This window comes from Lactiplantibacillus plantarum (assembly GCF_014131735.1).
Classification (GTDB): Bacteria; Bacillota; Bacilli; order Lactobacillales; family Lactobacillaceae; genus Lactiplantibacillus; species Lactiplantibacillus plantarum.
Genome location: NZ_CP039121.1, coordinates 3,188,233 through 3,207,017 on the forward strand (window position 1 = coordinate 3,188,233; position 18,785 = coordinate 3,207,017).

The 18,785-nt window shown below is 42.5% G+C and carries 15 protein-coding genes; 2 read left to right on the plus strand and 13 right to left on the minus strand.

Features of this window, described 5'->3' with window-relative positions; all coding sequences use genetic code 11:
- Nucleotides 1-63: 63 nt before the first annotated feature.
- Entirely contained in the window at nucleotides 64-1,479 is a 1,416-nt protein-coding gene (locus E5260_RS15055; protein ID WP_003641669.1) for a DASS family sodium-coupled anion symporter, read from the minus strand.
- Between the two features lie 465 nt (nucleotides 1,480-1,944).
- On the opposite strand from E5260_RS15055, the gene E5260_RS15060 reads away from it, so the two are divergent.
- Together E5260_RS15060 and E5260_RS15065 are read left to right on the plus strand one after the other, a co-directional pair.
- Nucleotides 1,945-4,314, plus strand: a complete 2,370-nt coding sequence (locus E5260_RS15060; RefSeq protein WP_003643640.1) for an FAD-binding protein — start codon at nucleotides 1,945-1,947, stop codon at nucleotides 4,312-4,314.
- A 347-nt stretch (nucleotides 4,315-4,661) separates the two neighbouring features.
- Nucleotides 4,662-5,309, plus strand: coding sequence for a FusB/FusC family EF-G-binding protein (locus tag E5260_RS15065; protein ID WP_003643639.1), 648 nt, complete (start codon nucleotides 4,662-4,664; stop codon nucleotides 5,307-5,309).
- Nucleotides 5,310-5,375: 66 nt separating this feature from the next.
- Here the strand turns inward: E5260_RS15065 and E5260_RS15070 are convergent, their stop codons facing one another.
- The 12 genes from E5260_RS15070 to yycF all read right to left on the minus strand — a co-directional run bounded on the left by E5260_RS15070 (nucleotide 5,376) and on the right by yycF (nucleotide 18,502).
- Nucleotides 5,376-5,744: a 6-carboxytetrahydropterin synthase gene (locus tag E5260_RS15070; RefSeq protein ID WP_003641666.1), complete on the minus strand. Its 369-nt coding sequence runs from the start codon at nucleotides 5,742-5,744 to the stop codon at nucleotides 5,376-5,378.
- A 114-nt stretch (nucleotides 5,745-5,858) separates the two neighbouring features.
- Complete coding sequence (locus E5260_RS15075) at nucleotides 5,859-6,509, minus strand: nitroreductase (RefSeq protein ID WP_003641665.1); 651 nt, start codon at nucleotides 6,507-6,509, stop codon at nucleotides 5,859-5,861.
- A 249-nt stretch (nucleotides 6,510-6,758) separates the two neighbouring features.
- The gene (locus tag E5260_RS15080; RefSeq protein ID WP_003641664.1) at nucleotides 6,759-7,391 is read right to left on the minus strand and encodes a uracil-DNA glycosylase family protein; all 633 of its coding nucleotides are present in this window, start codon (nucleotides 7,389-7,391) and stop codon (nucleotides 6,759-6,761) included.
- Between the two features lie 207 nt (nucleotides 7,392-7,598).
- A complete protein-coding gene (locus tag E5260_RS15085) occupies nucleotides 7,599-9,026 on the minus strand; it encodes a coniferyl aldehyde dehydrogenase (RefSeq protein WP_224271899.1) in 1,428 nt (475 codons plus the stop codon).
- A 66-nt stretch (nucleotides 9,027-9,092) separates the two neighbouring features.
- On the minus strand, nucleotides 9,093-9,668 hold the full coding sequence (locus E5260_RS15090; protein ID WP_003641662.1) for a TetR/AcrR family transcriptional regulator: 576 nt from the start codon (nucleotides 9,666-9,668) through the stop codon (nucleotides 9,093-9,095).
- Nucleotides 9,669-10,150: 482 nt separating this feature from the next.
- Nucleotides 10,151-10,630 (minus strand): 23S rRNA (pseudouridine(1915)-N(3))-methyltransferase RlmH, encoded by a 480-nt coding sequence (gene rlmH, locus E5260_RS15095; RefSeq protein ID WP_003643636.1) that lies wholly within the window; start codon nucleotides 10,628-10,630, stop codon nucleotides 10,151-10,153.
- 554 nt (nucleotides 10,631-11,184) lie between these two features.
- Nucleotides 11,185-12,447 carry a S1C family serine protease gene (locus tag E5260_RS15100; protein ID WP_003641660.1) on the minus strand — a complete coding sequence of 421 codons (1,263 nt, stop codon included), beginning with the start codon at nucleotides 12,445-12,447 and terminating at the stop codon, nucleotides 11,185-11,187.
- A gap of 110 nt (nucleotides 12,448-12,557) precedes the next feature.
- Nucleotides 12,558-13,373, minus strand: coding sequence for an MBL fold metallo-hydrolase (locus tag E5260_RS15105; RefSeq protein WP_003641659.1), 816 nt, complete (start codon nucleotides 13,371-13,373; stop codon nucleotides 12,558-12,560).
- Between the two features lie 361 nt (nucleotides 13,374-13,734).
- Nucleotides 13,735-14,589: a two-component system regulatory protein YycI gene (locus tag E5260_RS15110; protein WP_003641658.1), complete on the minus strand. Its 855-nt coding sequence runs from the start codon at nucleotides 14,587-14,589 to the stop codon at nucleotides 13,735-13,737.
- Nucleotides 14,590-14,600: 11 nt separating this feature from the next.
- Entirely contained in the window at nucleotides 14,601-15,926 is a 1,326-nt protein-coding gene (locus E5260_RS15115) for a YycH family regulatory protein (RefSeq protein WP_003641657.1), read from the minus strand.
- Nucleotides 15,907-17,781 (minus strand): cell wall metabolism sensor histidine kinase WalK, encoded by a 1,875-nt coding sequence (walK, locus tag E5260_RS15120; protein WP_003641656.1) that lies wholly within the window; start codon nucleotides 17,779-17,781, stop codon nucleotides 15,907-15,909. The genes E5260_RS15115 and walK overlap by 20 nt, the downstream gene beginning before the upstream one ends.
- Nucleotides 17,782-17,794: 13 nt before the next feature.
- Entirely contained in the window at nucleotides 17,795-18,502 is a 708-nt protein-coding gene (yycF, locus tag E5260_RS15125; RefSeq protein WP_003637294.1) for a response regulator YycF, read from the minus strand.
- Nucleotides 18,503-18,785 lie beyond the last annotated feature (283 nt).

Sequence of the window (18,785 nt, forward strand, 5' to 3'; positions counted from 1 at the left end):
AGATGCGGCAAATCGTGGTCAGGATCAATCACGACTTACCGCATCTATATTGCTCAGTTAGTCTTACCAAAAGCCTAATAACTTGGTCCACAGCAAGCCCCCACCTAACCAGATGACGTTAAAAATAACCCCAATAATTGCACTCAATCGCCACCACTCCGCACTAGTCACATAGCCTGTACTTGACAATAATGCCGCGGGCCCGGCCGAGTACGGCGTCGTTGACAAGTTGATTGAACCAGCAAATGCCAATAGTAACGCCGCTAAAACATGGGGAACACCGGCACCAATGGCGATGGATAAAAAGCCAGCATATAACGCCGAAATCTGTGTTGAAACACTCGGAAACATGTAATGTAAGTAAAAATAAGCTAAAAACAGGATAATGAGCACGCTAATCCAGTTCATACCATTCAGTAAATGACCTAACGTTTTGGAAAACCATGGGAAAAAGCCTAGTGTCATTAGCTTCTTAGACATCATCATGATGATCGATAACCAGACTAAAATATTCCAAGCAAAATGTTCATTGAGCAAATCGTTAGTCGTTAACACGCCCGTAATCAGCAAAATAACAACTGCAATAAAACTTACTTCGGTCGCATCGATGCCAATTTTAGTCCCGATCAACCATAAAACAATCGCTAAAATAAAGGTAATTGACATAATTTTTTCACTAGCTGTCATTTTTCCAAGTGCGGCCAAACGCGTCGTTGCCCAGCGGTGCGCGTCTGGCGTTTGTTTCACCTCAGGGGGATAGACTTTATATAGTACCCATGGAATAATTAGTAGCGATAAAATACCTGGGACACAAGCAGCCATAAACCATTGCATCCAAGTTACCGTGATTCCCTGCATCTTAGCTAAACCAATAGCCACCATGTTGCCAGCTAAACCGGTCAAAAACAAGCCTGATGTAATATTATTAACTTCATATTCATTAAAAACTAGAAATGAGCCTAATTTTCGCTGTGTGCCCTGTTTCGGATCAGATCCCATTTCACGAGAAAGATTATCAATAATGGGATACATAATCCCGTTGACCCGCGCATTATTGCTAGGAATACCAATCGCCAATACGGCATCAACAAAGGATAAGGCGTATGCTAAGCTCAGCGTGCGCTTGCCAAATAAACTGACAAACAGATAGGCGATCCGCTTGCCAAGTCCTGATTTAATAAAACCAGCAGCCATGAACATGCACATGGCAACCATCCACGCCGTCGAATTACCAAAACCAGTAGCGACTTCGTCCATCGTAAAAACACCCGTTAACGTCGCAACAACAATCCCAATCAGCGTGACGGCCATCATCGGTAATGGCTTGGTAATACAAGCAATAATCGTTGCCACAAAAATTGCAAATAAGTGCCACGCCATAATACTAATTGCTACTGGTCGTAGTGGCGTAACTAGCCATAACCCAATTCCAAAAATTAGCGGTAACAGAAAGCCCTTCCATTTTATTTCACTCAACATCTGCACTTCCTCCTAATCTTCATATAATTGTTAAGATTTTCACATATCTTGCCATTAACGGTTGTTTGCCGTTTTTCAATATCACCATAACTTAATTTATAAGTCTGTCAATTTAAATTTAGTTGTAGTTGCTTGAGGTGTCGCAATAAAACCCGTTATATACAGCCTACAGGGACCTGTTTGCGATTAAAAATACCTGAAATTATCATAGCGACTAGTGCCTTTTATCGGACACTTTTATAAATAGAATTTATAAAAAGCTAAAATAAAGTTTGCCACTTGCTTAATTCTCACTAAAGTTTCGACAACCCGTCAAATTAATCACAGCTTGTTATCCTTGTCACAATAGCATTCTGTTGGCTTCGTTAAAATTAACGGTTGTTTTTTCTAGGTAACTATTTATATTGAAAGCGTAAACAATCCGTGTACTTATCCAACTAAAAAACTAATAAAGGAATGTTAATTATGAAATATATTGCCTTGATTGGTACGGCGGCACAACAGTCTTACAACCGTGAATTATTACAATTTATGAAGCATCATTTTAGTCAACGGGCTACCATTGACGTTAATGAAATTACAGGGATTCCCCTTTTTAATGAACCAACTCAAAATCATATCCCGGCGACCGTTCAAGCCTTAAATGATAAAATTAGCCAGGCCGATGGGGTGATCATCGGGGTACCCGAATACGATCATGCCATTCCGGCCGCACTCAAGAACGTTATTGAATGGCTTTCTTACCAGCTCCACCCCTTTGCTAATAAACCGGTCATGTTAGTTGGTACTTCCCTTGGCGTACAGGGGACGTGCCGTGCTCAAGGTGACTTACGCAATATTCTCAATGCGCCCGGAGTTGATGCTCAGGTACTCCCTGGCAATGAATACATGTTAAGCTACGCTGCTAAAGCCTTTGATCAGAATGGTCAAATGACCGATGCCCCTTCTATCAAGTTCTTGGAACGGTGCTTCGATAACTTTGAAAAATACGTTAAGGCACTCAACGGCACGCCCGCGCTCAATGTGAACTGGCACGGTAACTACGACGTTATCGTTTTAGGCTTTGGTGGTGCCGGTGCTTCAGCGGCTCGTTTTGCTGCTGATAATGGTGCCCACGTACTAGTAGTTGATGCGGCACCATTTGGCCGTGAAGGTGGCAACACCCGCTACTCCGCCCAACACGTCGTTACGGGTGAAAGCTTAGATAAACTAACCGCTTATTATCAAGCACTGGGCGCGCCATTCAGTACCCCTACTAAGACACTCAACGCCTATTTAAGCGGTATGAGTAAAATTCCAGCATATTTTGAAAAATATCTGGGGATTAAAGCCGTTAGTTGGAAACATGATATTAAACCCGGTGATGCCGTTGCCATCAAGAAAACCATGGCGGAATACCCAGAACTAGCCGGAAGTGATACGATTGACTTTGCCCTCGTTCACAAACGTGATAAAGACGCTGCATTATGGAAACTACTCCGGCAAAAAGTCCTTGAACGAGCTGACAATATTGACGTTTGGTTGGACTCACGGGCACAACATTTGATCCAAGATCCTAATACTAAAGTGATCCAAGGGGTCCAAATCAAACGGGGCGAACGACTGCTTAATATCCATGCCAATAATGGCGTCGTTTTAGCTATGGGTGGTTTTGAAAACAATCCTGAGTTAAAGCAAACCTACTTGCACAGTGATAATCTGACACCACTTGGGACGCTCTATAACCGCGGTGATGGTATCAAAATGGCTCAAGAAGTTGATGCCAAAATGTGGCACATGACCAATTATGAATCTCACGGTATCTTACCTGGAATCACCTTCAAAGAAGACGCCAATGAACGGGGCCGTCAAATTGAACACTGGCCTTTATTAAAGAACGGTAGTATTTTCGTTATCGCTGATGATGGGACACGCTACTTCCAAGAAGACGCTAAGCACCGTCACGGACACGTTTACACACATGGCTCTTGGCTAATCCCAATGAATAATCAGCACCCCTACTTAATTTTTGATCAAACCCAGTACGATGCCTTCAAACAAGAAGAAAGTCAGGCTGGTCAGTTACCGTATCCGAAATTCATGACCAAACTCGTTTCCGCGCCAACGATTGCACAATTGGCCGCCAAATTGGGAGTTCCTGCTAATAATCTACAACAGACGGTAACTGACTTTAATCACTACACAGAAGTGGGACGTGATTTTGAATTTGATCGTGATCCGCAAACGATGCGTCAACTGGACGATGGCCCTTACTATGCCATTGCTACGACCAATGACGTCCTCAACACGCAAGGGGGGCCACAACGCAATGAAAATGCCCAAATTCTCAACGTCAATGACGAACCTATTCCACACTTGTTCGGCGCTGGTGAATTAGGCGGTATCGTTGCAAACTGCTATCAAGGTGGTGGTAATTTAGCCGAATGTTTGATCTTTGGTAAGTTAGCCGGTGAAAACGCTGCTCGTCCAAAGGTAGATAGTGAATCTGTCACCGCCAACGAAGCCAACGGAATTAATGACCTTGTTGATGGCGAAACAGCATCTAATGTTAAACTGGCCGCTGATCAATATCTCGGCAGTTCTAATGCCGGGCTAGGTGGCAAAGTTATTGTGCGTGTGACTTACAACGACCATAAAATTCAAGCAGTCGATGTTATTCAACACCATGAAAGTGAAGATGTTGGTTTAACCGCTATCGATCAAATTCCACAAGAAATTGTGGCAGCCAACTCCACTAGCGTTGACGCCGTTTCAGGTGCCTCTGCATCTAGCCGAGCTATTAAAGAAGCGGTCCAAAATGCGCTGAAACAAGTCAAAGATTCAGTCACGAATTAAGCACAATTCAAAGCGAATATGTATTTGAGAACATCACGTAACTCACGAGTTGCGTGATGTTTTAGTGTCCCGTGGCGAAAGTTTCACGTGAAACATTTTAGGACTTACGGTATTTGATTTCCAAATATAAGTTATGCAAGGTGCCTATCAAAACAGACACCATCTATTGCCAAAATCAACAACATCCGTTATACTGTTTATCGCTGTGGCTATAATCGGCCACAAATAAGGAGATGATTAATGATGATGGCATCATTATCTGTACGCAAAAGTGCTGCTCGTTAGCGACACTTTTCGACAGAACCTTTCAGAGAAGTGTCTGGTTTGAATCTGAAAGGAATTATATTATGCAACCGACAATTACCACCTATCAATACAGTTATATTACTCAGCAAGTCAATCAGTTAATTAGCGCCGAGCTCGCCGTAAACGATCTTCAAATTAGAGCCGTCGTACGGGCACAAGCTATCGAGCGGATTACACCACTGCTTCCTAGTGACGATCCAATCACCGCTAATTTCTTGTCCCATTTGCAAACGGACCGGCTAACCCGTGCCAAGGCCCCTCAACTACTAGAAACGCTAATTCCGCTAATTATTCCGTTTCCATCCTTGACGACAAAGCAACTAAGCAAGTTGTTTCGCAAGGTCAAAAAGTTGAAGCAGCCTGTATGGTCACAATTAGCATTACACGAATTGACTTACCTAGGTTGGAATGATGGTGGTAACCAGAAAAAGTATTTAGTAATCCCGGATCATGATCGTCTCATTGGTATCCAGGGAGATCTAGCACCACAAACAGTCAAGGGCGTCTGTGCCATTTGCCAAACAATTGGCAACGTCGCACTCTTTATGTCGACAACCAAGTCATCTGGTCTCGGACCTTACACGCGTAACGGCAATTACATTTGTCGTGACAGTAATCAGTGTAATCGACAATTGACCGACCCGCAGGCTTTAGCTGACTTTTTAGCAGTTGTCCGTCCAAAACGATAATTAAATAAAAATCAGGGCCACCAAGAACAGCTGCAACTGTCGTTCTTGGTGGCCCCTTCATTAATCTTATTCGGTGACACTAATACAATAAGCGCGTGTTGGCGAATCACTAACTTCAATTCGCAACAGTTGCGCCCCGTTGTCTCGCAATGTCTTATCAATCTTGGTAAACAAATACTCCGTGACATTTTCCACAGTTGGATTAACGGTTTTAAATTCAGGTAAGTCGTTCAAAAATTTACCTGACAATTCATCCAACGCTTGATGCAAATTTTTTTCAATATCATAAAAAGCAACCATCGCATCAACCGTGTGCAATTCACAAACAATTTCCCACGTGTGCGTGTGCTTTTTTCCGGAGCCAGTTGCCCACCGCACCGCATGGCTAGCGTTGACATAGGACTTAATTTTGTACGTTCGTTGTTTAGTCGTCATTGCCCAGCCTCCCCTATCAGGTTCAAGTTACCCTCCATCTTAGATGAAACGGTGTCAGTTGGCAATAGTGTCTGCTGGTAAACAGCTGGTTTCTGCTGCAAAAGTGAGTCTAAATTAGTTGATGATGTGCAAGACTTGCGGCGTAGCAACTCGGTCAGTTCGAAATTGATTTAACGGTTTTTCAGGTTTCTCATAGCCTAAAGCAATCCCCATCGCCACTACTTTATCTGCAGGCATCCCGAGTGCGTTTCGTACAATGGCCGGATATTTAACCAGTTCATAAGATGGTACTGACTGTACTCCGCGAGCAGTTGCGGCTAACATTAACGTCTGCGAAAAAGCGCCTAAATCATAGATTGACCAACTATTAGGGTTAGCGTCGAGCACGAGATAGGCAATCGCCGGTGCGCGATAAAGATTAGCACGACTATCCCAATAAGTGGTCGGGTCTGAGTCGATCACGGGCCGAAAAGTTCCGACCCAGTGCCCCATATTTTGGCTAGAAAACGCCGAAAAATCACCCCGGTGTACTTTGGCGAGATCAGCGTCTTCCGTAATCCCTTGCTCAGCGGCAGTAGCATAGTGTTGCTTAATATTAGTTAGTGCGTGCCCCGTTGCAATATAGACTTGCCATGGTTGTGAATTACCCCACGAGGGGGTTTGCTGAGCATCTGTAACAATCGTTGTTAATAACTGTGGCTCAATAGGGTCGTCTTTAAAAGCCCGGACTGAATGCCGGGTGTGAATCGCTTTAATTGTTTCCATGAATTTTTAGCTCCTATATTTTAAATAGTGATGAACAAAGAGAATAAATATCATTATAAAAGATAGAACTATCTTTTTCAAGTGAGAAAGCTTGGCTAGCTAAGCGCATCGTCATAAACCAGTAAACTAAAAACGTGGTAATACCGAGCCATTCATGCTCAGTATTACCACGTTTTTAACCAAATCAGGCCCTTAAAAGTTACAGTCAACAAGCTATGAACACTGGCCTTAACAAGGCTGTCGTAGACCTTATTTTAATGCAATCTGTACCCTTCGTTGAAGCTCTGGCACCACGGTCGCTTGGAACCATGGATTCTTCTTTTGCCAGCCATAATTTAGGGGCGATGGATGCACTAATGGGAAATAATCAGGCAAGTAATCCTGATAATTTTGAACCGTTGCAGTCAACGTCTTTTGCCGTGAACGTCCTAAATAAGCCTTAATTGCATATTGGCCCACAAGTAACGTCAGTTGAACGTTAGGCATCATTGCTAGCAGCGGTTCATGCCATTTATCCATGAAGCCCTTGCGCGGTGGCAAGTCACCGCTTTTGCCCTTACCAGGATAGTAGAAATCTAGTGGCATAACTGCAATGCGGTCACTTTGATAGAATTGCTCCCGCGTCACGCCCATCCAATCCCGAAGTCGGTCCCCGCTCGCATCATTGAAATACGTCTTGGTATTTTGGGCAATACGTCCCGGTGCCTGACTAATCACTAAAATAGTGGCTGTCGGTAACACATGAAATAATGGGTCCCACCCCTTCGCCGTATATTCAGCGTTATCGGGATCAGCCTTGATAGCTTCAGTAATTTCTTTGATTGTTGTGATATAGATGCACCTGCGATTCGTTTTTAGTTTTAGTGACGATACTTTTCCCATGCCTGTTTGATTAAGCTCAGAATATATTCAATCTGAGTATCATCTTTTATAATTACTTCATAATCTCCAATGACCAGTGCTACTTTGTCTTATTCAATTTATAAAAATCCATATTAATGTTCATACTTATACTAGTATTTTACATCAATTAGTCATAGACACGAAGAAAAGTCCTAACCATGTTATTGCCCTAGATTAAACACGACTTCATAGTCCCAACATTCGCTTCAGCAGCTTTTCATTACGTTTATTATGGATCGGTACCATTAAGCGCGTGGTATATTTTGCCAAAACACCTTGCTTATACACAGATTTTTGATTACTAAACGTCTCAAAGCCTGTCTTACCGCCTTTATAGCGTCCCATTCCAGAATAACCCACACCACCGAAACCCATTGAATGCGAACCCGCATGCAAGGATAACTCATTAATATCTACTCCGCCAGATGATGTCTGCGAAATAATTTGATTCAAATGCCTTGAACTCCTACCAAATAAGTACATGGCTAACGGCTTTTCATGAGAGTTAATAAAAGCGATGGCTTCATCAAGTGAATCATACGTAAAGATCGATAAAATAGGTCCAAAAATTTCATTTCTGGCAATCTGTAAATCTCGATCAGGATTAATCGCCAACGTTAATGGAATTAGCCGTCTTTTCACGTCCGGAACCAATTCATTATTTGGATTAATCGTTATCAGCCTAGTTCCCCGTTGCCGAGCTTCAGTAAGCATTCCCAAAATCCGATCGTAAGAACGATCGTTGATAATGGCAGAATATTCAGAATTATTAATGTAAGTTGGAAATGCTTGCGCAAGTTGTGCAGTGATTAAGCGCACGTATTCATCCAACTGGTCAGTGGGAAGTAACACATAATCGGTGTCCAAACAAATCTGACCACTATTACCAGAACGACTACGCGCAATCTTGGCAGCTGTCATTTGCTTGTTAGCATCTGGTAAAACAACGGCTGGATTTTTACCACCCAGTTCTAAAACAACCGGTGTTAAATTAGGAGCCGCCGCCGATAATACCTTCTTACCAGTTTCAGAGCCACCTGTAAAAACTAGTTTGTCCCAATCCAGTGCTGAAAACTGAGCCGCAATATCAGCTTCTCCTGTCACTACTGCAAAGTTCTTTTCATTTAAATACTGTTGTGACAATTTCTGGACCAGTGCCGCTGTCTTAGGGGTATACTCAGAGATCTTTACCATCACTCGATTCCCCGCTGCAATCGCTTCTACCGCTGGATCTAGCGCAAGATCGATTGGTGCATTAAACGGCGACATGATACCAACTACACCTAATGGTTCATTATAAACATACTGTTTAGTTCCAGTTAATGCCATCAAACCCGACCGTTGCTTAGCTGGTAGTATCCATTTACGAAGATGCTTCTTAATATATGCAATCGTCGCTAGTGGTCCGGTTAAATCAGCACTTACAATTTGTAGCGGATCACGCTGCCCAAAATCTGCTTGAAGTGCCGTGATTAATTCTGAAATATTATCCCGAATCAATGCCTCAATCTGATTTAAAACAGTCACACGCTCTTCATAGGTCATTGGTTGCGCACGGTCATACTGTGTCTTTTGCAAGTTAAAAATTTGGTGCATCTCATTAATTGTAGTCATCATAGCTCTCCTTTTTAATCGAACAATCGTTTAATTATAGACAAAAAAATATCATGTTCTGATATTTTATTTTTTCAATAGTGCATTCATACACATCACAACCACTTGATCGATCATAATTGTCTTATTATCAATTTGACGTGTTTTTAAGGCTTTAACAAACAAAACAATTGGTGCGTAAACAAAACCTAAAATAACTGCCGGTGAAGAAATGACAAATTCAGGTGTATGTTTGACTGCTTCAAAAAGTTGCTCGAAACCTTGATAGGATTCCTCCTTTTTGATTTTTAAGCTATCAAGAATGGGCGAATTATTGAATTGTTCAATAATCATTAATGCTTCGTAATATTGCATGCCGAAATCGTATAACGCATACATAAACTGTTGGACAAACTTAACTGAGTTATTGGGTTTGGTATTGATATTTTGACTTAAAAATGCTGCTAACTGTCGCTTTTTAGCAAGGTAGACCTGCTTTAGAAGATCCTCTTTATCTGAAAAATAAACGTAAATAGTTGACGAAGAAATACCACTCGCTTTGGCAATTTTGGACATCGAAACATCCGCAATTCCCTCTTTTAGAATAATACGACTTACTTCATCGATAATACTCTTCTCTTTGTCTAAATCTTTTTCCCGCATATTTGGCACCCTCTTTTAATCGATTGAACGTTCGATTAATAATATAAAACTATCCCTAATAAATGTCAATTAAAATTATTAGAAATTTTATGGATGTGGCACCTGTACGCAAAAAATCACTAGCTATATATACCTGAGAATCTACAATCAGCATCTTGAGGATTGGGTATACTCAAAAACGGCAAGCCTTTTTGAGGAGCACCTGCCGCTTACTTTGCTATTATCAATCAATTGAGTATAGTGATAACCAGGCTATTTCAATCTAGCCTTAATATCAGCATCTGAAAAATCATTGCTACCGTCCTTTTTTATTTCGCCATTATTTAATGGTAATTGCATATCTATATACTGCTTACACTTTAGTAAGGTAACTGTAATTCTTTGCAGCCTTATCTAAACTGTTATAAATACGACCATCAAAAACAGATTAGAATTCCTATTCACCTAATAAATCCGTAACTATTGAAAAACAAATTTTAGCATCACTTATGGTACGGACTTCCCACATTAATCATAAACGCCCGATAAACCTGCTCCGACAGCACTAACCGCATTAATTGGTGAGGTAACGTGAAACGCCCAAACGAAATCTGAGTATCCGCGCGCTTCAGCACTTCCGGTGATAATCCCAGCGAACCACCGATTACGAAATCAATATCACTGTGACCATACGTCGTTAGTTTATCAATTTCCGCCGCAAATTCTTCACTCGAGCGTTCTTTGCCCAAAATTGCTAGCGCGTATACGTAATCGCGATCCTTGATCTTTTCTAGGATCCGTTGGCCCTCTTTGGCCTTCACATTTTCCATCTCTGCGTTACTTAATGACTCTGGAGCCTTTTCATCTGGCACTTCAACAATCTGGAATTTTGCAAATTTACTCATTCTTTTCGCATATTCCGCAATCCCCTGTTTGAAGTATTTCTCTTTTAATTTCCCGACACAGATAATTTTGATGTTCATAATTGACCGCCTTTACACAAGTTATTAACATAGTTATCCACAGGTGCATAACTCAATAATCAATATATTGTGTTGAACACCAGTTCGCCACAATATTTATTTAGCCTCGTTTTGTCAAGACCTTTCCGACTTATCCACAGTTTTGCACAGCAACACTTGTTCGTGGATTCCGGTTACAAATCCTATTATATCAAGAACCGAGGCCTATTAAAATAACTTTTTAAAATTAAATCCACAGGCCAGTCCGGCGCCTGTGGATAACTTTTAAACAAGCTTCAACCCCGTGGTTCCGGCTGTTCATAAATTTCGACTAACGCGACTAAAATTTATCACCAAAGTTGTCCACACTTTTGCACACCATCAAATTCGACAATAAATGCTTTCTGCTATTTCAACCAGTTTGTTCGGCTTTTGTCGCAACCATTGCCAGCTTTCGCAAATTTAGTCGATTATTGAAAATCGATTCTTCGTTTTTTCATAATTTCGGCTACTAACCTAAAAAAACGCCCCCGACTGCTTTATCCAGTCAGGGACGTTTATGAAATTCTCATTTATTAGTTACTTTGTTTAGTTAACGTTTTGGTAGTTTCCGTCAACTTCATGTTGGCTGTCTTGAGTTTTCCGTTATGGTAGTATTTCACCGTCACGGTATCATTAACCGAATGGGCATACAGGGCACTCCGTAACGTGGCTAAGCTGGTCACTTTCTTGCCACCTAGCTCCGTAATCACATCGTACTTCGTTAACCCAGCAGCTTTAGCCGGTGAACCTGAGTACGTCTTCATGATGACGACACCCTTCGTCACACTGGTTGGTAACTTAAGAACAGACTTCTGATCACTAGAAGAAATATTGGATAGGTCATAGGTTGCAACCCCTAAAGCCGGCCGAACGACTTCACCCTTTTGAACCAATTCATTGATGATCTTCACAACTTCATTACTTGGAATTGCAAAGCCCATCCCTTCGACACTAGTCCCAGAATTATCTGAGGCCAACTTCATCGAGTTGATCCCGATAACTTGTCCAGCAATGTTGAACAACGGACCACCAGAGTTTCCAGAGTTAATTGCCGTATCTGTTTGGATAACCGTCGCGTACCCCGTCGTTTGACCAGATGTATTCGTCGTCGCCACGGTCCGCTTCTTCGCTGAAATGATTCCTTGCGTCAAGGTCGTTGCGTAATTAGAGCCCATCGGTGACCCAATGGCTAAGGCCGTTTCACCAACCTTGATATTATCTGAGTTACCAAAGCTAGCCGTCTTCGTTACTTTAGAAGAATTGATTTTCAGAACGGCCAAGTCAGTCACAGAATCGGTTCCGACAATTTTAGCTGACAACTTAGTCCCATCACTCATAATCACTCGAATGGCACTTGAACCACTCACCACGTGATTATTCGTTACAATATAAGCCGCGTCACCGCTCTTCTTATAGATCAACCCAGAACCTTCACTGTACTCTTCCAGCTTACTAGAGCTAGAATCTGAACTGGATGAACTATCACTGCCAGACGAGTCATCGCCACCCAAAATACCACTCCAACTGCTTGAAGAGCTCTTCTTTTGGAGATTAATGACCGATACAACGGCCGCCTTGTTATTTTCAAACACCTTGGTCGCCTGTGAACTGACATTGACCTTAACGTTCGTCGTTGACGTTGACCCCGATTTATTAGAACCAGTTGGTACACTGGTCGATGACGTTGCGATGTTATTGTTTTGGAAATAATTAATACCGCCGTAAGCAACACCACCACCGATTAAACCAGCTACTAGTGCGGTTACTGCGACTTTGATTAATGATTTATTAGCCATAATTGCGCGTCGAAACGCGATCCCTCCCTACTAATGCTTATTTTAAGTTTATTTTAGCGAAAAAGTGTGATTTTTTTATGACTGAAGCGTTGTGAAACATTAAAGCTAACCTATAACGTGATTAACTTAGTCGCTTGTTCTGGCTCCGTATCGTACAATTGAAAATCATGCTCAACACCAAAATCTCGTTCCGTCATCATGGAAGCAACCGTTAAATGCGCCAAGGACTTCAAGTTATTATCCTGACTACGATGCCCTAAGTAAATCCGCTTGGTATGCCGGCCAATCACATCCATCAAGGCGTTCGCACCATCTTCATTCGATAAATGGCCCTCATCACCAATAATTCGCTGCTTTAATGGCCATGGATACCGACCCATCCGCAACATTTCTAAGTCATGATTACATTCAAATAAATAGCCGTCAGCGTCTTTGATTACACCTTCAACGTGCTCTGAAACGTAGCCCGTATCCGTAATGATGACAAACGATTTTCCGGCATGATGTAGCTCATAAAATTGTGGCTCGGCCGCATCATGTGACACACTAAATGATTCCACGTCGAGATCACCTAGTCCAAGCGTCGTGTTCGGGTCAAAGACATGACATAATTCGGCAGGAACGTTGCCGATTTTATGCGCCATTGCGTCCCAGGTCCCCTGATTAGCATAAACATCCATACCATACTTCCGCGCTAAAATCCCCGCAGAATGGCAGTGATCAGTGTGTTCATGGCTAATAAATAAACTATCGACTTCATTAATATCACGATCGATCGACGCCATTAAATTAGCAATTTTTTTGCCACTTAGCCCCGCATCAACCAATACTTTGTGCTCTGGCGTTTCGATGTACGTCACGTTACCCGTACTACCCGATGCCAGAATGCTTACTTTCATATCATCCGTTGCTAATTTTAATACCATTATTTAGGCTCTTCCTATCTCTGAAATCCATTACTATCTTCATATGATACACGCTTTTAGCGGGGTTGAAAAGCAAGCCACCTGCAAGTGCTCAAACTTAACGTCCACGACTATCGCCATCACGCGGTTAGTCTAGTTTACTGTCGTGTATGCGCGCACTAGTTTACCGACCATTATAAACTCACACGAAACCGCGAACATCAACGCTGAGCAATCCACGCTACGTCCATGGCACCTCAACATTGGCGTATCAAAACTAGTCAAAAATCTAGTCACCAAAAAACGGGCCTGTTAAGAAAAACACCCTTCTTCACAGCACCCGTTATTCGACAACGACACCTAGTCGTTAAATTGGTTTTCACTAATCAATTGCATTCCACATCATTCCGACCGTCGCATCTAAACTACTCGTATCACTAGCCGTACTACCGTTCTTCATTGAAGAACCAGTAAAGGCATTGATACGGTGCAGTGTAACGTTAGAACTATTCTTACCCCGGACCGCAAAGATCCACGTTGGGACGTAAACACTACTATCCTTCAATTTCAATAACCGAGAATACCCAAGCTTTGCCCAAACGACCCGGGAGCTACTTGCCACCTGATTATATTGATACAACGCAACCAGGGCCTTTTTTTCACTGATCGTAACAGCCTTTTCGCGTAAAGTTTTGACGTGATTGACGTACGTCTGAGTATAACTTGTCAGCTGCTTGTTTTTATTAACAAATAGGTGGACTTGCCCAGCGCCAGTCATGATCTCGCCATCCGCAACCTTTTGAACAAAAACGTAATCGCCGTTAGACGACAAATCCGCATCATAGACGTACTCGGTTCCATGGATTACATTGGTCCGCTGACTCATAAACGTCGTCAAGTCCGCTTTAGGATTGCGGGTATCGATAGTGGTGGTTGCCCGTAGTGTGCTCACGAGCTTACCGCCACTTTGCACCCGGGCTGTCTGTTCAGTTAACTGACTCAACAATTGTTTGAGACCACTCTCGTTACTGCCCGCAATATAGTAACCCGTCCCTTCGCTCGTGTCCGGGTTTTTAAAGCTAATATTATCTGCGCGCATTTCACGAATTATCGTGGTCGCCGTATCACCAGTCGTTTGTGTCGACTTAGAGCTCGTTTGCACGAACATAAAACCCAAGAAGATATCTAGAACAACAAATGCTAGTAGGAAAATCCACTCAATTCTCCGAAAATTCATGCGGCCACCTCCTAAGATCCACTTAACATCGACGTATATGTCCGCCAAGTGCCATTATAGTAGACATAATACGTCGGCGTCAGGTCGATCACGAGTTTGGACGACTTGTTCTGTGACCATTCGTAGCCAAGTTCAATACTGCCAATTTTACTGTCTTTATAACCAGCGGCCTTCAGACGTTTTAACACACTTGTCGAACTCGGTAAGGTCACCGCTTGCTTCTGACCAGTAGTTGGTACTGGCACCTGCAAACTGTACAGTGAGAAGTAGTAACGGTCTAACCCGTTAGAAGTGAGCTGAATCCGGACATCGCCATTTTCGGTCTGATTAAAGATCGGGAACCCTTCAACATAGCTCCGGTAAATGACACTATTACTCGTTGCATCAAAACCGTAGTAGCGGATATTATCCATTGGGACACCGAGACTAGTTAACAAATTGAAGCTCTTCTTTAGCTGATTAGTCAGTGATAGGTTCCGCGTGGTTCCTGAATCACTATAATCTTCGAAATACACTGTTCCTAGCTTAGAATCCACCGTCATGCGCTTGTAACTACCCGTTGTATACTCCTGCTTACCACTGCGATTATGCACTGAAACGGTCGAATTACCATCCGCATCTAGTAATCGGTTGGCAATCTCACTCGCAGCCGCTTTACTCATCAAGTAGCTATAATGTTGCATCGTAACTTGCTTTGGATAATCAATATACGTTGTATTATCCTCATAGGTCATCTTGACAGCAATCCGTTTGACCTTGTCGACTGCCAAAACTTTTTTCAACGACGACAGAGATTTTTTCTTCAACCGAACACTATAAATCTCATGATGGTCATCATTCAAAAAGTAGATGTGATTCGTATCATTGATTGGAATCACGATCCGACTAAATTCCGAGGAGCGAAAATTACTGAGATGTTGCTTGAAGACCGTATTAAACATACTGACAGTAATACTGTCAGGAAAGTTCAATACGTACGAATCAGTTCCATTTAAGAGCGCACGGTAGCTTTTTGCCGACGTAATGCGAACTTTAGAGATACTCCGCGCATCCCATTTGCGTAACTGCTCACTAAATTGACTGACTAAGCTGACATTTTTATTAATCAGCAGGGATTGGCCACCCTGACTGTTAGTGTGAATTAATTGTGTCGGTAAATAAATATCATCGATTGTCCGAGTTGTCAACGAAGAGTTCGATGACGTCGTACTAACCTTGCTTTCATGCTCATAGCGTGACGGATTCAACCAGATATACATGGATAAAACCACGCTCAATAAGATCAGAATCGTCAATAAAATGGGTAAGATAAAGCGTCTAAGCTTGTGAGTCGTCATCCCAAAGGTCCTCCTCCTCATAAGGTTCGTATGGCAAGGAGATATAGAACGTAGACCCCTTACCTTCAACACTATCAACCCAAATACGACCGCCGAGCATCTGAACAACTTCTTTTGAAATTGCCAAACCGAGGCCCGTCCCACCTTGGGCCCGTGACCGCGCCTTGTCGACTCGGAAGAATCGGTCAAAGACGTGTCCTAAGTCGGCCCGTGGGATACCCAAGCCCTGATCACTAATACTAATGATCACTTGGTTATGCGTCTCTAACAGCCGACAAGTCACGACACCGCCATCAGGTGAATACTTGATCGCATTATTCATAATGTTATCCAATACTTGAGTGAATTTATCGGTATCAATTTCAACCCACAGATCACGCTTGGTAAACTCGCGCTTAATAGTGTAATACTTAGCTGGATTATCATCCTTCTTTAAGATCATATCAAACCGATCAAGCACGTAATTGAACATCTCATTAATATTGACCAATTCCATATCGACCCGGGTGGTCCCTGAGTCCATCCGTGATAGACTTAAGAGTTCATTGATCATTCGAATCATACGATCGGTTTCTTCTTGAGTGACCTTCAAAAATCCTGGGGCCACTTCAGGATCCTTCCACGCACCATCACTCAGTGCTTCAATATAACTCCGCAAACTAGTCAGTGGTGTCCGTAATTCATGAGACACGTTCGAAACAAATTGTTTCCGGTCATTATCAATCTTTTGTTGTTCCGTGACATCGTGGAGCACACAGACTAACCCACTAATAAACCCAGACTCCCGTTGAATTAACGAGAAGTAGGCATTCAAGATTAGGTCACGCTCGTTCGAAGAAAAATCAAGCATCAATTCATCTTGATTTTCAATCAAATCACGCAATGAATAATCATCACGGATTTTTAAAATATCTAAAATCGAGTTACCGATTGCCTTTTCGGCCGTAACGTCCATAAAGTCCGAGGCTGTTTCATTGATGATGGTAATATTACCCCGGCGATCCGTGGCAATCACGCCATCACTCATGTGTGAGAGCACACTATCCAACCGGCGTCGCTCAGCTTCTGTCGACTCTTGCGATTCTTCCACTCGAATCGACAAGTTATTAATGGCTTTAGCCAACTGGCCCAACTCATCATCGCTATAAACTCGGACTTGCCCCGCATAATCACCACGGGCAATTCGTTGCGTCTGCTGCTTCATTTCTTCGATTGGACGAGTTATTGCCCGGGCAATAATGATTGCAATTCCCAGTCCCAAGACCATCGCAGCAAGTGACGCAATCACAAAGATTCCCATAATGTTGTTAATCGTACTGTAGACAGACTTCATATTTGCCCGTACATACAGTACCCCAACTAACTGACTGCTATTACCCGCTGAATTGGAGCTATATAGCGGCACGATTGAAACGTAGTAGCGTCCATTATTCTGAGTGTCATAGGTACTTTTAGTGTAAGTTCGATTATTATAGATTGCATTCTTGACGTTTCGATCGGTCGTTTTTTGTCCAACTACTGACTGATCATTAACATCACTCGTCCCACGAATTGTTCCTTTGCTGTCAACAACTTGGATTTCATCAACATTCGTATTGTTGTAGTTCGACAAAATCGTCTTGATTTGGCCGTTGGCCTTGCGCGTACTGCTGACGGTCAATTGTTCGGACAACGAATTATCAATATAAGTTGGAATTTGCACCGACTGTTTAAAATCCTGGATGTTCTTTGATTCCAACTGTTTCACAAAGATTGCACCCACGATTTCCAACGTAATCAATAATAGAAGGGCAAACACGAGCGCAATTTTGAAATTAATTGTTTTAAAAAAATTTTTCCGTTTAAATCTCAACACGGTTTAGCAACCTCTACTCATTTTCAGGATTGCGGAGATAGTAACCCACGCCCCGCCGCGTCACCAGCCATTTTGGATGACTCGGGTTATCTTCAACTTTTTCACGTAACCGCCGCACGGTCACATCAACTGTCCGGACATCACCAAAGTAATCATAGCCCCAGACCGTCTGCAACAAGTGTTCCCGCGTCATGACTTGGCCGATATGTTGGGCTAAGTAATGTAACAGTTCAAATTCACGGTGCGTTAATTCGATGTTTTCACCGCGTTTGGAAACCATATAAGCTTCTGGATGAATCACCAGATCGCCAATTTCAATGTCTGAATTTTCTTCAACTTCAGCTGGTTGAGCACTTGGTGCACCTTGCCGCCGTAGATTTGCTTTGACTCGAGCCACGAGTTCCCGGTTTGAGAACGGTTTGGTCACATAGTCGTCCGCGCCCAGTTCCAAGCCCAACACCTTGTCTAATTCAGAGTCCTTTGCCGTTACCATGATAATTGGCATATCATAGTTCTTCCGTACTTGTCGAGCAACTTCCAAGCCATCCATCTTAGGCAACATCAAATCTAACAAAATCAAATCAGGGTGGACTTCATCCACTTTTTGTAAGGCTTCCTCTCCGTCAGCTGCAACGTGAACTTCATAGCCTTCTTTGGTCAGATTAAATTTCATGATATCAGAGATGGGCTTTTCATCATCAACTACTAAGATTTTTTTCATAACGATTCTTCCTCCTTAGGGGAAAACAGGTTTACATTTCAATTTTTAGGGTGATTCGCGATATATTACGAGAAAACAGGTCCTTTCTCGTGTCAGGGTTGGTTGAAACTAAATTCAACACTGGTTTTAGTATATCACAAATGTAGTTGGCTTTCTTTGATTGCTAATCCGCGTGGCCGTAGTATTTCCCGGGAAATCATTTGCCAGTTCAAGCAATCGTTTTCACCAATTAATTACTCAAAAAATCACTTTTTTTGAAAAAACTTTCGAAATAGTGTTGTCA

Excerpts from the sequence above, each read along its gene's own strand:
- E5260_RS15105 (WP_003641659.1), bottom strand. The coding sequence starts at position 13,373 with ATGGTATTAAAATTAGCAACGGATGATATGAAAGTAAGCATTCTGGCA.
- E5260_RS15115 (WP_003641657.1), bottom strand. The coding sequence starts at position 15,926 with ATGACGACTCACAAGCTTAGACGCTTTATCTTACCCATTTTATTGACG.
- E5260_RS15060 (WP_003643640.1), top strand. The coding sequence starts at position 1,945 with ATGAAATATATTGCCTTGATTGGTACGGCGGCACAACAGTCTTACAAC.
- E5260_RS15065 (WP_003643639.1), top strand. The coding sequence starts at position 4,662 with ATGCAACCGACAATTACCACCTATCAATACAGTTATATTACTCAGCAA.
- E5260_RS15055 (WP_003641669.1), bottom strand. The coding sequence starts at position 1,479 with ATGTTGAGTGAAATAAAATGGAAGGGCTTTCTGTTACCGCTAATTTTT.
- E5260_RS15080 (WP_003641664.1), bottom strand. The coding sequence starts at position 7,391 with ATGGGAAAAGTATCGTCACTAAAACTAAAAACGAATCGCAGGTGCATC.
- E5260_RS15090 (WP_003641662.1), bottom strand. The coding sequence starts at position 9,668 with ATGCGGGAAAAAGATTTAGACAAAGAGAAGAGTATTATCGATGAAGTA.
- E5260_RS15070 (WP_003641666.1), bottom strand. The coding sequence starts at position 5,744 with ATGACGACTAAACAACGAACGTACAAAATTAAGTCCTATGTCAACGCT.
- yycF (WP_003637294.1), bottom strand. The coding sequence starts at position 18,502 with ATGAAAAAAATCTTAGTAGTTGATGATGAAAAGCCCATCTCTGATATC.
- E5260_RS15100 (WP_003641660.1), bottom strand. The coding sequence starts at position 12,447 with ATGGCTAATAAATCATTAATCAAAGTCGCAGTAACCGCACTAGTAGCT.
- E5260_RS15075 (WP_003641665.1), bottom strand. The coding sequence starts at position 6,509 with ATGGAAACAATTAAAGCGATTCACACCCGGCATTCAGTCCGGGCTTTT.
- E5260_RS15110 (WP_003641658.1), bottom strand. The coding sequence starts at position 14,589 with ATGAATTTTCGGAGAATTGAGTGGATTTTCCTACTAGCATTTGTTGTT.
- rlmH (WP_003643636.1), bottom strand. The coding sequence starts at position 10,630 with ATGAACATCAAAATTATCTGTGTCGGGAAATTAAAAGAGAAATACTTC.
- E5260_RS15085 (WP_224271899.1), bottom strand. The coding sequence starts at position 9,026 with ATGACTACAATTAATGAGATGCACCAAATTTTTAACTTGCAAAAGACA.